This is a genomic window from Hominifimenecus sp. rT4P-3, assembly GCF_051055405.1.
GTDB lineage: Bacteria > Bacillota > Clostridia > Lachnospirales > Lachnospiraceae > Pseudolachnospira.
The window spans coordinates 2865001-2880014 of the sequence record NZ_CP167068.1; the positions used below are offsets into that span (position 1 = coordinate 2865001).

13 protein-coding genes, 1 other RNA gene and 1 riboswitch are annotated in these 15014 nt (G+C 48.9%); of the genes, 2 read left to right on the forward strand and 12 right to left on the reverse strand.

The features are described from left to right. Nucleotides 1–42: 42 nt before the first annotated feature. The 6 genes from ACCC71_RS13165 to ffs form a co-directional block, all read right to left on the reverse strand. A complete protein-coding gene (locus tag ACCC71_RS13165) occupies nt 43–399 on the reverse strand; it encodes a DUF3791 domain-containing protein (RefSeq protein WP_434310079.1) in 357 nt (118 codons plus the stop codon). A 186-nt stretch (nt 400–585) separates the two neighbouring features. Then, nucleotides 586–2766, reverse strand: coding sequence for a tetratricopeptide repeat protein (locus tag ACCC71_RS13170; protein WP_434310080.1), 2181 nt, complete (start codon nt 2764–2766; stop codon nt 586–588). Nucleotides 2767–2790: 24 nt separating this feature from the next. Beyond that, entirely contained in the window at nt 2791–3390 is a 600-nt protein-coding gene (gene recR, locus ACCC71_RS13175) for a recombination mediator RecR (RefSeq protein WP_434310081.1), read from the reverse strand. Beyond that, complete coding sequence (locus tag ACCC71_RS13180; RefSeq protein ID WP_434310082.1) at nt 3390–3740, reverse strand: YbaB/EbfC family nucleoid-associated protein; 351 nt, start codon at nt 3738–3740, stop codon at nt 3390–3392. Before ACCC71_RS13180 ends, recR begins: the two co-directional genes overlap by 1 nt. A gap of 24 nt (nt 3741–3764) precedes the next feature. Next, nucleotides 3765–5348, reverse strand: coding sequence for a DNA polymerase III subunit gamma/tau (gene dnaX / locus ACCC71_RS13185; protein WP_434310083.1), 1584 nt, complete (start codon nt 5346–5348; stop codon nt 3765–3767). A gap of 56 nt (nt 5349–5404) precedes the next feature. Further along, nucleotides 5405–5667, reverse strand: an RNA gene (gene ffs, locus ACCC71_RS13190) — signal recognition particle sRNA large type. Nucleotides 5668–5833: 166 nt separating this feature from the next. Between ffs and ACCC71_RS13195 the strand changes: the two genes are divergently transcribed. Further along, nucleotides 5834–6520 (forward strand): anaerobic ribonucleoside-triphosphate reductase activating protein, encoded by a 687-nt coding sequence (locus ACCC71_RS13195; protein WP_434310084.1) that lies wholly within the window; start codon nt 5834–5836, stop codon nt 6518–6520. Here ACCC71_RS13195 and ACCC71_RS13200 read toward each other — a convergent pair. Both ACCC71_RS13200 and ACCC71_RS13205 read right to left on the reverse strand, forming a co-directional pair. Further along, nucleotides 6503–7666, reverse strand: a complete 1164-nt coding sequence (locus tag ACCC71_RS13200; RefSeq protein WP_434310085.1) for a hypothetical protein — start codon at nt 7664–7666, stop codon at nt 6503–6505. The genes ACCC71_RS13195 and ACCC71_RS13200 overlap by 18 nt on opposite strands. A gap of 229 nt (nt 7667–7895) precedes the next feature. Next, complete coding sequence (locus tag ACCC71_RS13205) at nt 7896–9056, reverse strand: FprA family A-type flavoprotein (RefSeq protein ID WP_434310086.1); 1161 nt, start codon at nt 9054–9056, stop codon at nt 7896–7898. A 280-nt stretch (nt 9057–9336) separates the two neighbouring features. Here ACCC71_RS13205 and ACCC71_RS13210 point away from each other — a divergent pair, with 280 nt between their 5' ends. Continuing rightward, a complete protein-coding gene (locus tag ACCC71_RS13210) occupies nt 9337–10851 on the forward strand; it encodes a DUF6034 family protein (RefSeq protein WP_434310087.1) in 1515 nt (504 codons plus the stop codon). 8 nt (nt 10852–10859) lie between these two features. Here ACCC71_RS13210 and ribH read toward each other — a convergent pair whose 3' ends face one another. From ribH to ribD, 4 genes are all read right to left on the reverse strand, one after another. Then, complete coding sequence (ribH, locus tag ACCC71_RS13215; RefSeq protein ID WP_434310088.1) at nt 10860–11324, reverse strand: 6,7-dimethyl-8-ribityllumazine synthase; 465 nt, start codon at nt 11322–11324, stop codon at nt 10860–10862. Between the two features lie 63 nt (nt 11325–11387). Continuing rightward, the gene (locus ACCC71_RS13220; protein WP_434310089.1) at nt 11388–12593 is read right to left on the reverse strand and encodes a bifunctional 3,4-dihydroxy-2-butanone-4-phosphate synthase/GTP cyclohydrolase II; all 1206 of its coding nucleotides are present in this window, start codon (nt 12591–12593) and stop codon (nt 11388–11390) included. A 15-nt stretch (nt 12594–12608) separates the two neighbouring features. Continuing rightward, entirely contained in the window at nt 12609–13256 is a 648-nt protein-coding gene (locus tag ACCC71_RS13225) for a riboflavin synthase (protein WP_434310090.1), read from the reverse strand. After that, nucleotides 13237–14343, reverse strand: a complete 1107-nt coding sequence (ribD, locus tag ACCC71_RS13230) for a bifunctional diaminohydroxyphosphoribosylaminopyrimidine deaminase/5-amino-6-(5-phosphoribosylamino)uracil reductase RibD (protein ID WP_434310091.1) — start codon at nt 14341–14343, stop codon at nt 13237–13239. Before ribD ends, ACCC71_RS13225 begins: the two co-directional genes overlap by 20 nt. A gap of 276 nt (nt 14344–14619) precedes the next feature. After that, a riboswitch (FMN riboswitch) is annotated at nt 14620–14733 on the reverse strand. Between the last annotated feature and the right edge of the window lie 281 nt (nt 14734–15014).

Genomic DNA, 15014 nt, shown 5'->3' on the forward strand with positions numbered 1-15014 from the left:
TGTCAGGGAAATTTACAATCACATTTGAACCATGATAAACAATCATACAGATATCCCCCTAACATTAAAATATTCTTTGATGTCTTCAACAATATACTTTGTACTTTGGGTGTGAAGAATCTCATAATTAGGCACTAAAAAATCTTTAATGCAATTTGTAGATTTCATGTTCTTATATACCTCCGAAGGGGTTTGCTCCCAATGATTCGCACAGGCATGAATCATATATATAACAAACGAAAACGTATCTTGATCCATAGATCCACGTTCCTTTCTTTCATAATCACCTCTATAATGGTTACATTCGTCTACTAATTTTTCAAAAAAATTTCCTATGAAACAAGAAAGAATTTCGCTTTGCGAAATTCTCGCGCCGAGCGCGGCCGCTATCGGCGGCATCTTCCTTTCGCGCTCGTGTGCATCCTTAGCGGAGCGCTTTTTGTTCAATAGGAAATTTCAGCGAAATTTCCTATTGAATAAAAAGAGAATGCCATTCTGAAGGTATTCTCTACCCAGGAGACCGATCTAACTTCTTGGTCCCTCTGCCCCTCCGGGCTCAGAATGGCAAATGATGCTGAAAAACAATTAATATTGAAAATGCTTTTCTTTTAAAATCAATCTACCCTCTTTATCGTATTTCGATCGAAATAGTCCAGTCAAGGAATGCTTTTCCGCAGCATCCGCAGCTTCCTCAATGAGCCCTTCAGCCTCTTTCATGGTCAGCGGTATGCCATCCTGCTTCATTGCGTCGATCTCATCTTCGATTGCCAGCATTCCATCTTCTTCAATCACACAATCGATGTCCTCGGCATATTGTTTGACATATTCCAAGAATTCTGCTTCGCTCATCGGCGCATTTTCATCCGTGCTGCTTTGCTTCGGCTTTGGAGCGCTCTTTCGGCTCTCCGTCGACGTCGGATTTTCTTCCGCGGCAGGGCGCTCTATCTTGCGTGTCGGCCGCTCTTCTTCCGTTTCCGGCTGTGCTATTTTCGGCTGTACCGGTTTTTCCGTCTGCCGGACAAGCTCTTCATCGGTAAATTGAATCTGCGGCAGCGGATCATCTGCTTCCGGTTCCACTGGAATATCTTCCCGCAAATCCATACGTCTAAATGGCTTTAAATCACGCCAATCTTCCAGCGCAGACATAGCCGCCTCCGCTTTCCGGTACCGGCCTTGAATCTCTGCCAATGCTTCCGGCGTATCCAACATTACAAAATATTTTTCCGGTTCCAAATCCTTTTCCACCCGGAGAAGTTCTTCCAAAATGTCATCACTGATCTCCCCCGCATGGTCGATAATCAAATCCTTTCCCTTCAAATTTGGCAAAGATTTGATCAATCCCTTTGCATTCAAGCGTCCACCAGAAATCTTTGCCACCTGAGAAATGGTCTCTCCCTTTTCTTCATAGGCTTTTCGAAGCGCATCCACCGCCAGATTAATCCCTTCCGCTGACGTGTGGGTCGCAATATAAATCGGCTGATGATAAGCCGGCCTCTCCGGCTGTATTTCCGGTTCCGGCTCTGGTTCGTCGTCAAGCTCTTCAAAAGAAAATTCCAACTGCTGCGGTTCTGCTTCCGCTTCTTCCTCCACAAGAGCAGGTTCCTCATAGGGAATCTCCGGCTCCAGAACCACTGGCTCCGCCTGATGAAGCGGAAAGGTCATTTTATCTTCCTGGTCCGGATCTCCCTCTTCTTCAGAAAGGAACATTTCCTCGTTTTCTTCATCCTCAGCCACCGGCACCGCCATCAACTCTTGCGCAGTCTCAGGGTCTTCGGTCATCACCGTCTCATTGTCATAAGTGATCGGATCTTCCGGATGCAAATCCACATCCAGCCCCGTTACGTCTTCATCCCCTTGGAATGGATCCTCCCGTCCCAAATCAGGCGTTTCCTCTACGGATTCCATTTCCTCAAACGCAAAAGCATCTTCCATAGAATGCTCTTCTGCTTCCTGCGCATAAAGGCCTTCCTCAAAAGGCTGATCTTCCTTTTCAAAAGCCGCTTCGTCAAAACCGCTTACAAAGTCGTCCGTATAGGATACCTCCGGCAATTCCTCTTCCGCTTCTCTTAAAGCTTCCGGCTCCTCCCGCCGTGGTTCTTCCGCTCTCTGGGCTTCCTCCATTTCCTCTGCTACACGCCGTAGATTCTGCTCATAGTATTCTCGGTTTTCTCTCCGGGCCCGCTGTTCCTCGCTGAGCGGTTCATAGGTTTCTTTTAGCTCCATGGCCTTTTCCACATAAGGCCCAACGCCGAACCATAGGATCAGTTCGTCACACAAAGAAACACACTTTTCTTTCATATTTGCTTTTCGGTACAGCACCGCCAGCTCATACGCCCATTCTTCTTCAAATTCTTTCCGCTTATAGGTCTCTAAAATGGCGATCTTTTTGTCCAATGGCTCGCCTTTTGCTTCCGCTAAAAGATAGCGCAAAAGATACCGGCTGTTATCATCCGGCGCTTCCGCCAGATACATTTTATAAAACTGCTCCGCGTCCGGGATAGCGCCGGCATAGATAGCGTTCTCTGCCAACTTATAAAGAATCCGGCGGCCCGAAGGAGCCTCCTCATAAGCCATCAGCAAAATGTCCATCGCCGCTTCGTATTGTTTTGTCTTTTCATAAGCCGTCGCCACGGTCGTCAACATCCGAAGGCTGTGGATCTGCTTCCAGTCAATGGTATCGGCGATCTTTGCCGCTGTAACATAATCCTTTTTATTGACCAGTTTCTGTATTTTATCCGCTTTGATATTATAAGTATTCTTATCCATTTTTTCACCCCAAAGGTAAGATTCTTATAGCTCCACGCGCCCTTCCAGAGCCCGCAACAACGTTACTTCATCAATATATTCCAAATCGCCGCCCACCGGTACGCCGCTGGCAATGCGGCTGACTTTAATGCCGGTTGGCTTGATCAATTTGCTGATATACATCGCCGTGGTTTCTCCCTCCAAGCTGGAGTTCGTAGCGATAATCACCTCGGAAATTTCTTCTGTCTGCAGCCGCTGCATCAGCTCCTTCAACCGAATATCCCCAGGACCGATTCCAAGCGCCGGAGAAATCGCTCCGTGAAGCACATGGTATAGTCCCTCATATTGACCGGTCTTCTCATAAGCTGCCAGATCCCGCGGATTCTCCACCACCATAATCGTCGAAGCATCGCGCGCCGGGCTGCTGCAGATCGGACAGAGCTTCGCATCTGTCAAAGTGCAGCACTTTTCACAGTAGCATACGCCTTTCTTGGCGTCCAACATTGTCCCCGCCAGCTTTTCCACTGCCTCCACCGGAAGATTGATCAGGTAAAAGGCCAAACGCTGAGCCGATTTGGGACCAACACCAGGAAGTTTCGCCAGCTCTTCAATTAAAGATTGAATCCGGGTGCTATAATAATCCATTAGAAGCCAAAGCCTCCCAGGCCGCCAAGCCCACCGGTCAGCTTCGCCATCGCATTCTGGGATTCGCTGTCCGCTACCCGATACGCTTCATTGACAGCTGCTACAATCAGGTCCTGGAGCATCTCAATGTCATCCGGATCGACCACTTCCTCCGCCAATTTGATAGAAACCAGTTCCTTTTTCCCAGATACTACTACCTCCACAGCCCCGCCTCCGGCTGACGCTGTGTACTCTTTCTGCTCCAATTCTTTCGTCGTCTCTTCCATCTGACGCTGCATACGCTGCGCTTGTTTCATCAAGTTATTCATATTTCCCGGCATTCCACCTGGAAATCCCCCTTTTCTCGCCATAACAAAACCTCCTTCTATACATAACTAATCTTCTTCTATTTCAATTTCGGTATGAAACACCGATAAATCCGCATCGCTGACATAGGCTGGCGCCGCTTCCTCTTGGACAGCCAACCTGGCGTCAAAGGCCAAGGTTTTCTGGTACGTTTGCTCCACAAACGCCTTTACCTGCTCCAACGCGCCTACGGTCTTACACATATTATAATTCAACTGGTCTGAAAATACCACCCCCAGAGCGCCTTCTCCCTTCGGCTCTACACGAGTGCCTGCCAGAGAAAGCGTCGCAATACGTTCAAGGCTTCCACAAATCCTAGGCCATTCCTGTTGAATCAGGTTTAAATCTTCCCATTCCGCTTGAGGCAAAACAACAGGCTCGCGCTCTTCTAAAACAGGTTCCGCCTGTTCTTCTTGCAGCGCTGCCTCCCTGCGCGCGGCCGGCGCTGCGGCGGGTACACCCTCGGCCACCTTTCTTTCCAGCGCGTCCAAACGGGTCAACACGGATTCCAGATTCTGTTCCATGGCAGGACGGGTGGATTGAATTACCGCCACTTCTAAACGCACTCTCTTCCCGACGCCGCTTCTCATCTGATTGTATAGTTCCGAAAAAATCCGGATCAAACGCATCAGCGCATCCGTCGAAATCATCCGCCCCTCTTCTTGCAAACGAATCCAATCGTCCTCTGTCAAATCAAAAGCTTCGCTGCCCGCTTCGGAAGTCTGAAGCAGCAGCAAATTTCTCATATACCAAATAAAATCCTGGACAAATTGTCCCAGCTCCCTACCGCTCATCACGATATCTTCCACCGCAAGCAAAGCCCCGGTGGTATCGGACGTTGCCAAATAGCGGAGGAAACCGCTGAACACCTCATTGTCTACCGCTCCCAGCACGTTTAAAATCATCTCATAGGTTAACGGTTTTCCAATATGAAACGCAATGCACTGATCCAAAAGGCTAATCGCGTCCCGCATCCCTCCGTCCGCCTTTTTCGCAATATAACGGAGAGCTTTTTCTTCGATCTCTACATTTTCATAGGAAACCAGTTCTTTCAAACGATCTACCAAAACATCGTTTGTCATCCGTTTAAAATCGTAACGCTGGCAGCGGGAAAGAACCGTCACTGGAATTTTATGCGGTTCCGTAGTGGCTAAAATAAAGATCACATAAGCCGGAGGCTCTTCTAAGGTCTTCAACAATGCATTAAAGGCCCCTGTTGACAACATGTGGGCCTCATCGATAATGTATACGCGATATTTTCCTTCCGCTGGCGAGTACTGTACCTCATCCCGAATCTCACGGATATTGTCAACGCCATTATTGGACGCCGCGTCAATCTCCACTACATTCATAGAAGCAGCGGATTCCATCGCACGGCAGGTAGAACATTCACCGCAAGGGCTGCCATCCACGGGATGCTCACAGTTTACAGCCTTCGCAAAGATCTTCGCAATCGTCGTTTTTCCGGTTCCTCTAGTACCGCAAAATAAGTACGCATGACCAATACGCCCTGTGGTAATTTGATTCTTTAAAGTAGTGACAATGGCTTCCTGGCCTTTTACATCTGAAAAATTGGTTGGACGCCACTTGCGGTAGAGGGCGGTATAGGACATGATAAAGAATGCCTCCTATTTAAACAACGAAATTTCCTATGAAATGAAAAAAATATCCGCGCATTCTGCTTTGTATTCCTTTTCATGGGCGTTACCTTAGCAGTTAACTCAGATCCGGCGCCCTCACGGCACACGGAAGGTTTCGCTTAGTGCTGCTTCGTTCCCGACCTGACACGGTTCACGAATTCCCGTTGCGTGAGACCAGAACATCAACGTCACTTACAAAGGGCAGCCCCACAAATAAGAATCCTAGGCAGAATATCACCCCTGCTATAGCGGATTGCAGGTTCAGGGCACCGCTAACTCCCCGGCTGCGCGGAAACTTTATGGCATATTTACAATACGGGCAAGATACCCGCCTTTTTATTATACCGTCATGATAGGCGCGATGTCAAACTCTTTTTTCTTTCCTCCATTTTTCCCCATAAGAATTCCCTTCCATTTTTCCCTTTCTTTCTCGAAAGCACTGTGCTATAGTAGAGACTATGAAGATTGGTGGATTTCAAAAACTAACATTACTGGATTTTCCCAGACGGCTCTCTGCTACGGTTTTTACTGGCGGCTGCAATTTTTGCTGCCCTTTTTGTCATAACAGCGAATTGATTCTTCCCGGCGATACGCTTCCCGAGGAAGAAATTCTTGCAACATTAAAAAAACGCCGCGGGATGCTGGAAGGCGTCTGCATCACCGGCGGGGAACCGACTCTGCAAAAAGATCTGGGAAGCTTTATGGAAAAGCTAAAAGAAATGGATTACCAGGTGAAGCTCGATACCAACGGCTATCGCCCGGATGTCCTGCGGGATCTGTGTGAAAAAAAACTGGTAGACTACGTGGCCATGGATATCAAAGGACCGAAACAAAAATACGCCGCCATCGCAGGAAAAGAAGGCCTGCATCTGGAGTGGATTGAGGAAAGCATCTCTTACCTATTAGAAACTTCCATGGAATATGAATTCCGCACTACCGTCGTGCCCGAACTCCATGAGGAAAAGGATTTTCCCGAAATTGGAAGGTGGATTCAAGGGGCCAACGCCTATTACCTGCAAGCCTATCGGGACTCAGAGTACGTTTTGGACCGCCGTTTTACCACGCCATCGGAAGAGTGGCTGGAAACCTTAAGGCAGCTCGTTTTGCCATTTGTGCCAAATACAGTTCTACGTGGCGTCGGATGATTCCCGTTTTTCTCCTTGCTCCGAATCAGAATCCACCGGAGGTTCTGCCACGCCGATAGGCGCACCTGCCCGCACGAGTTCTTGGGCCTCGGTAATATTGGCGGCTTGTCCGGAGGAAATCGCTGCCAAAAGGGCATCCAGTTTTTCTTCCTGCAAAAACTCTCTCCCCAGCATCGGCTCATAACGCTCCGTCAAAATCATCGTGGCTTTCCGCAGCCGCTCGCGGTATTCTGCCAGCAGCTCCGACGAATGGGTAAAATCAGCATCCAATTTTGAAATCCGATCGTGATTATTTTCCGTGATTTCCTGGGCAATCAGAACTTTTCCAGTATTTTCAAAATGAGTCAGCGCTTCCTGCTTTTGATTGGCAACGCCGATCTTCTCTTCTTCCAGTTTTTCGATTTCCCGGTCAAATTTTTCCAGACCGTACATTTCCTCATTTTTGTCTTTCCGAATCGCATTCTTAATCGCTTTGATCTTCCTGCGGTTGGCCGCCATGGCATTCCGGTTTTCCCTGCCTTTCCGCAGGGCATCCAAGTGACGCACTTTAATCTGGTTGTTTAAAAGGAAATACAGGCCGCCAAAAAAGAAAATATCTACCACATACAGCAAGATCAAAACCAACGTGCTGTCCACGCCTGTCAACCGGTAAATTCCCACGGGAACACAAAAAAAGCAGACGGCAAACGTCAAAATGAAAACCAGAATCTCCTTCAATCCTCTGGTATAATAAAGGGAATAAAAAAGCAGCGAGTTGCAGAATCCGGGAACCCGGTCCTGGCGGAAGCCGGTTTTAATCTCCGTATTCAGACGCCGGTTTTCCTCTCTCAAATCTGCGGTTTCCTCTGCAATCCGGTCTTTCATCCCTTCATTTTTTGCTTTTTCTCTCTTGTTTCGTATCTTCTTTAAATGTCCTTGAATCTCCTCAATCTGCGTGTCATAACTATCGGTAATCTCTGCTTTCCGTTTTCGAATCGTCAGCTCAATGCTATCGGCCACCGCCTTCTTTTCCAACGTCAAAGCCTTTTCCAAACGCTTTGTCTGAAGCTCCTGCTCATCCTTAACCGCCTGCGCCCGCCGCAGTTGAATCACAGCCGCTTTCGCTTCTTCTAAAAAAGTAATATTATCAACACCCGCTTCCGCCATGGCGTACCTCCTTTGGGCATAAAAATCCTATAGAATAAGCATATCACAACCTTTTCCGGATGTACAGACAGATTTCGGGTGCTTATGCTAAATTTCGCCAAAACCCGTTTGGGCAAAGCCGCCCTCTACAAATAGTTTTTCCATAACGCAAAAACCGATACGTTTGAAATATCGTATCGGTTTTTGTTTGCTATACGTATTTTGTTGTTCAACTCCATCCATCTGCTTCTTACAGATTTTTTACCTTCTCCGTAATCTCCAACAGCTGCTCTTCCTTGGGAACGTACGGAATCCGAATCTTTTCCAGGCAAATTTCAAAGCCGCAGGCTTTTAATTCTTCTTCCACCAGGCCGATGCTCTGTCCGCCCCAACCGTAAGAACCAAAGGCAAATGCCTTGCGGTTCTTGGGAGAAAGGCCCTTCAGGTAGCACAGGAACGAAGCCACTGTCGGAAGCATCTGATTGTTCAGTGTCGGCGAGCCCACCGCAATATAGGTGCAGTCCAGTACGTCCGTCAACACGTCGGAATTGTGGTTGCATTTCAGATCAAAAAGTTTCGCAGGAATTCCCTTTTGGGTAAATCCTTCCAACACGGCAAGCGCCATCTGCTCCGTGGAATGCCACATACTGTCAAATACTACCAGAGCTTTTTCCTCCTGGGCTCCGGACGTCCACTTTCCGTAAGCTTCCAGAATCGCCGGAATATGGCTGCGCCAAATTACGCCGTGGCTCGGACAAATCATCCCGATATCCAAACCGCCGCAGGCCGCTACCGCGCCGCCCGCCTGCTTACTGTAAGGCATGACAATATTTGCATAATATTTCTTAGCCTCCTGGAGAACCACATCCAAAGGTTCCTGGTCGTCAAACCGTCCATTGGAGGCATAGTGCTGTCCAAAGGCATCGTTGGAGAATAAGATCTTTTCCTCCGGGCAATAGGTGACCATATTATCCGGCCAGTGTACCATGGGCGTAGCCACAAAGGCCAGGCTGCGTGCTCCCAAAGACAGCGTGTCGCCGCCTTTTACCGGCATATAATCGAACTCTCCATAGTGAGCCGTTAATCCCTTTACGCCATTGGGCGCGCTGGTTACTACTTTTGCATGAGGACACGCCTTCATCACCTCCGGCAATGCGCCGGAATGGTCCATCTCCACATGATTGGAGATAACATAGTCGATTTTTTCCGGGTCCACCACGCTGCGGATTCTCGCCAACAGTTCTTTTGCAAAGGGGGCTTTTACGGTATCAATCAAGGTGATCTTTTCATCCACAATCAAATACGCATTATAAGTAGCTCCCCGATTCGTTGTATATCCATGGAAATTCCGAACCGACCAGTCTACGGCGCCAACCCAATAAATCCCTTTTTTTACTTCGATCGCTTTCATAAGGACCTCCCATTTTTAGGTAATATGCCACGCCCCACTTGTGAGGCTCTAACTCGGTTTTTCATTATATCAAAAACCCATTAAAATTACAAGCACAGCGTCTTCATCACCGCTATTTTTCTTTCGTTACAAATTGGATACAGATTGGAGACGATTCCGATACAAGGGGCCGATAAACTTACGAGGAAAGCTCCGCCAGGCGTCATGCCTATTCATTAGGAAAGCCCTGGTTGGCAGCTACGCCGCCAGGCATATATCGTTGTTAGAAAAAGGAGGATCTATGAAAAAAAATCAAAATCGGGCCGCATTATTGGCCCTGTGTCTCGGTATATCGCTGTCTCTTGCCGCCTGTCAGCCAGCGCCGGAAAACGAGGTAGTGGTCGGCAAAAATCAGATTCAAGATCTGATTTCCAATACAGAAGCAAATGGTTCTATCCCCGATGGAACGCCTTCAACCGCGGTCCCCAGCGAATCTACCTTTCAAAAAACGTATACGCCGTCTGAAAATCTTCAATTCATCATCGACGCCAAGGTAGAAACCTATGATTCGGCCATGCCAGTGCTTTTGGTAAAGCCCCATGAGTTCACCGTCGAGGAAGTCCGGCCCATCGCGGACTATTTCTTCCAGGGCCAGACCGCCTATGAATCCAGATACGTAATGACAAAAGAAGAGATCCAAAAGCGGATTCTGGAAATAAAAGCATGGATGAACGATACCAACGGCCTTCTTGCCTGCGCGAATAGTCCGGAGCATGAACAAGATTTAAGGGCACAATATGAACAGGAAATTCAGTTCTGGGAAGAACGCTACGAAACTGCGGTGGACGATTACCAGCCAAAGGAATGCGACTGGCAGTTCCATCCGGCCAGCTATTTTGATGAAACGCTGGAAATGCCCGGCGCGGGAGGAATCTGTGAAAATGATAAGGCTTCCTATATAAAGGCCAGCGCCACGGTGAATGGAAAAGCGCTTGAAGTTGAGGCGATGAATCACACAACGGAAGGCTATATCGGTCATCACATCAGCTTTGGCCTATCCTGGGAAGATCCCATCTGGAATACCGGGGGAACTTCCGGCACGGAGGAGGAAGCAAAGCAATTGGCCGATCAGCTTTTACACGACCTGGGAATTCAAGATCGCTGGAACTTTCAGCAGTGCATGAAAAGCGAATTCACACAAGAGGATGGAACTCCGACGGGAGGGTACAGCTTTTATATCTCTTACCTTCCCATATTTGAAGGTTTTTCCCTATCCGACCTGCAAGACATTTCGCAAGGCGATGGAGATCACTACGCGCCCTTCTATTCCTACGAATCCTTGGATGTCACGATCGCAAACGGCGAAATCATCCAGTTCAACTGGTCGTCTCCGTTAGAAGTGGTCTCCGTAGAAAATGCGGCGGTAACGGAACTTTCTTTTGATCAGATTATGGAGCGGTTTGCGGCGCAAATGGAGATCTCCTACCCCTTTAGCTGGTTCCAGCTTCCAGGAAAAGAAGGGGATCCGGAAAGCACAGGCCCGAAAGTGGAGGAAGCCGCCTTTAAAATCACTGGCATCAAAAGACGGCTGTCCCGTGTTCTCGTTCCCAACGCCACCATGGAATATTATCTGATTCCGACCTGGTCTTTCTACGGCTTCGACGGAGTACGCGCAGAAGGCGATTCGGAGTTAACCTACGATTTTATCATTGTGGATGAAAATGGAAACAAATCCACCGAGCCCAAGCCTGCCAGTCATGTACTTTCTCTAAGCGCTTTAGATGGCAGCGTAATCCAAGCAGGTCTCGGCTATTAAGGAGAAAATCATCCTATTTCCCGGATCAGATTGACCATCTCAATGGCGCTCATCGCACAATCATAGCCTTTATTTCCCGCCTTTGTTCCGGCGCGCTCGATGGCCTGCTCGATATTTTCTGTGGTCAGCACGCCGAACAAGACGGGAATTTCACTGGCTAATCCCACAGCGGCAATCCCTTTCGACACTTCGCTGCATACGTAATCATAATGGCTGGTGCTGCCGCGAATGACCGCGCCCAGGCAGATGATTGCATCATACTTTCCCGTCTTTGCCATTTTCGATGCAATCAGTGGGATCTCAAAGGCTCCCGGAACCCACGCGACAGCGATATCCTCTTCCTTTGCCTCATGGCGCGTCAGCGCGTCTACCGCCCCGCTTAGCAGTTTCGCTGTGATAAACTCATTGAACCGGGCGGCTACGATGCCGATCTTCATCCCCCTCGCAATCAATTTTCCCTCTAATGTTTTCATTGTACTTGACTCCTTCCTATTATAATATAAAAACCTCAGACATCCAGTTGGGTCTGAATGCTTCTATTCTTCATATTTCAAAATGTGCCCCATGCGCTGCTGCTTTGTTCTCAAGTAAAATAGATCATGGGCAGTGGCCTCCATCTGAATCGGCACGCGTTCCGTAATCTCCATACCAAACTCGGAGAGCTGATAGATTTTATCCGGATTGTTGGTCAAAAGGCGCAGGCTCTTTACCCCTAAATCCCGCAAAATCTGCGCTCCGATATAATATTCCCGCTGATCTCCTGCAAATCCAAGAGCCACGTTGGCTTCCAGGGTATCCATGCCCTGTTCCTGAAGCTCATAGGCACGCAGCTTATTGATCAGACCGATTCCGCGCCCTTCCTGACGCATGTAGAGGAGGATTCCTCTTCCTTCCTCCTCAATCTGTCCCATCGCGGCAGTCAACTGCTGACCGCAGTCGCAGCGCAGGGAGCCGAAGGTGTCTCCCGTCAGGCATTCCGAATGAACCCGGCAAAGCACGTCCTGTCCGCCGCCAATCACGCCTTTTACCAATGCGATATGATGCTCCCCGTTTAACCGATTTACATAGCCATATGCCATAAAATCCCCGTATTTCGTCGGCATCTTTGTGACAGTCACACGGTCCACCAGCTTTTCATGACACTTTCGGTAATTTTGCAGCTCCCGGATCGTAATAAATTTCATATTCCACTGCTTGGCATATTCCATCAATTCCGAAGACCGCATCATCGTTCCATCTTCGCGCATGATTTCACAGCAAAGTCCACACTCCTTTAGCCCGGCCAGACGGCACAAATCCACGGTCGCCTCGGTATGCCCGCTTCGTTCCAAGACGCCATTTTTCTTAGCTAAAAGCGGGAACATATGCCCCGGACGGCGAAAATCCTCCGGCCCCGCGTCCTCTGCCACACAGCTCATCGCCGTGATGGAACGCTCGGCAGCGGAAATTCCTGTGGAGGTCGAAATATGATCGATGGATACGGTAAACGCGGTCTCGTGGTTATCGCCATTTTGCGCCACCATCTGGGGGATTTTCAGCCGGTTTACATACTCCTCGGACATGGGCATACAAATCAATCCCTTCCCATAAGTCGCCATAAAATTGATGTTGGCGGTAGTGGCAAATTCCGCCGCGCAGATAAAATCCCCCTCATTTTCCCGTTCCGGGTCGTCTGTGACTAAGATAATCTTTCCTCTTCTTAGTTCCTCCAACGCTTCCTCAATGGTATGATACTGAAACATGAACTTCCCTCCTTTTTAATACCCATACTGAGTTAAAAAATCTCTCGTAATCCGGCTTTGGTTCGCTTCGTCCTTGTCTACCCGCAATAACTTTTCCACATATTTTCCTATCATGTCGTTTTCCAGGTTAACTTCATCCCCCTCCCTTCGATCCTTCAACACGGTCATCCGAACCGTATGAGGGATAGCGGAAATAGAAAACCGGTCGGAAAACACCTGCGCCACCGTCAGGCTGATGCCGTCGATCGCAATGGAACCCTTTTCTACGATATACCGCAAGATGGAAGGTTCCGCCTGAACCGTATACCAAATCGCCGTATCGTCCTGCCGGACTTCTACGATTTTTCCCACTCCATCGACATGCCCCGCCACCAGATGGCCGCCGAATCGCCCGTCAGCTGCCATTGCCCGTTCTAAATTGACGCGGCTGCCGCATATGAGCCGCGCCAGGGAAGAACGGTTTATGGTCTCGTGCATCACATCCGCCGAAAAACACCCGTTTCCCAAAGAAACAACGGTCAGACAAACGCCGTTCACAGCGATACTGTCGCCAATTTTCGTTCCCTCTAAGACCGCTTTCGCCTGAATGGTCAAAACAGCGGATTTGCTTCCCTTTTGAATCTGTTTTACCACTCCCACTTCCTCAACAATCCCTGTAAACATTAGGTTTTACCTCGCTTTCGATCAAAAAATCTTCTCCCAATTGAATTACCGTGCTGTTTTTTAAAGATATCGCCTGGGCCAGGGCGGCAATTCCATCCCCTTCCACCGGAGTCTTCGCCTCCCGCCCGCCCAAAAGTTTCGGCGCCAGATACGCCTGCACTTTATCTACAACCCCTGCCTCCAAAGCCGCCCAGTTGAAAACGCCGCCCCCTTCCAGCAAAACGCGGTCAATCTGCTCCTGTCCCATCCGCTCCATCAACTTCCGCAAGTCAACCCGGCCGTCTTTCTCCTCCATGACCCATAACCGGCACCCAGCCTCCTGGTAAACGCGCTGCCGTTTGGAATCGGTACAACAGGTGGCAAGAATCGTCAGCGTCTGTCTTGCCGTTGTAACCACCTGGGCGGTCACGGGAGTGCGAAGCTTGGAATCGCAGACGACACGAATCGGGTTTTTCCCTCCTGGAATACGGCAAGTCAGTAAGGGATCGTCGGCCAGTACCGTTCCTATGCCCACCAAAATTGCTCCGGCCTGATGCCTCTGCTGATGTACGTGTTTTCGGGCCTCTTCTCCGGTAATCCATTTGGAATCTCCTGTATAGGCCGCGATCTTTCCATCCATGGTCATAGCATATTTCATGACCACCAGCGGCCGTCCAGTCCGAATATAGTGAAAAAAGGCTTCATTTATCCGATCACACGCTTCCTGCAAAACACCTTCCACCACATGCATGCCATGCTCCCGCAATTGCTGAATTCCTTTTCCACAAACCAGGGGATTCGGATCCGCTGACCCGACCACCACCTTTTGGATGCCCGCTTCCAAAATGGCCTCCGTACAAGGCGGCTGTTTTCCCACATGGCAGCAGGGTTCTAGGGTTACATACATGGTCGCGCCGTCCGGCGATTCGGTGCAGGAAGCAAGGGCGTTCCTCTCGGCGTGGGGGCCGCCGTATCGTTCATGATATCCTTGTCCGATGACACGCCCGTCTTTTACAATCACCGCCCCTACCATCGGGTTCGGGGATACCCATCCGCAGCCTTTTTCAGCAAGCTGCAAGGCCATCCTCATGTAATCCTCATCTCTCATTTTTTTCCTCCTTTTGACACCTACACCCTCCAAAAAATTCATACAAGTCAGCCTTTCCCTTTCATCCAGAAAGACAAAAAAATACCCCGAACCAATGGTTCAGGGCAAAATCCAGAGAATATCCTATCTCGCATGAGAACCGCCGTGCTTATCGCATAGCGCTTTTTATTCTATAGGAAATTCCGTCGGAATTTCCTATGAAATAAAAAACCTTGGAATGTCAAAAAAACACTCCAAGGCAATCCATTCTCATACAGAATCCTATCATTCCGTATCATTCATCTTCTTCCATCCAGACTATACTGTCGGCTTCGGAATCGCACCGAATCTGCCTTGCGGCTCGTGGGCTGTACCACCGGTGGGGAATTGCACCCCGCCCTGAAGATTGTATTCAATTGATGCTGTTAGTATACACAGCAAAACTTGTTTTGTCAAGAAGCCTTTCATTGAACCACATGCAAAGGGCAAGAAACACTCCACCCCTCACTCTTCCCCGGATGGGTGGAGCGTCTTATACCTTCAATTAACAAGAGCATACACGCCTCATAGCGGGATAATTTAGGCATCTTCTGCGTTATCTTCCATCGGCGTACGTCCAGTACGCCTCTGTCAGATGCCTGGACGATGCCTAAATTCTCTCCGCTTGAGGTCACAGAGCCAGGCAGAGATCA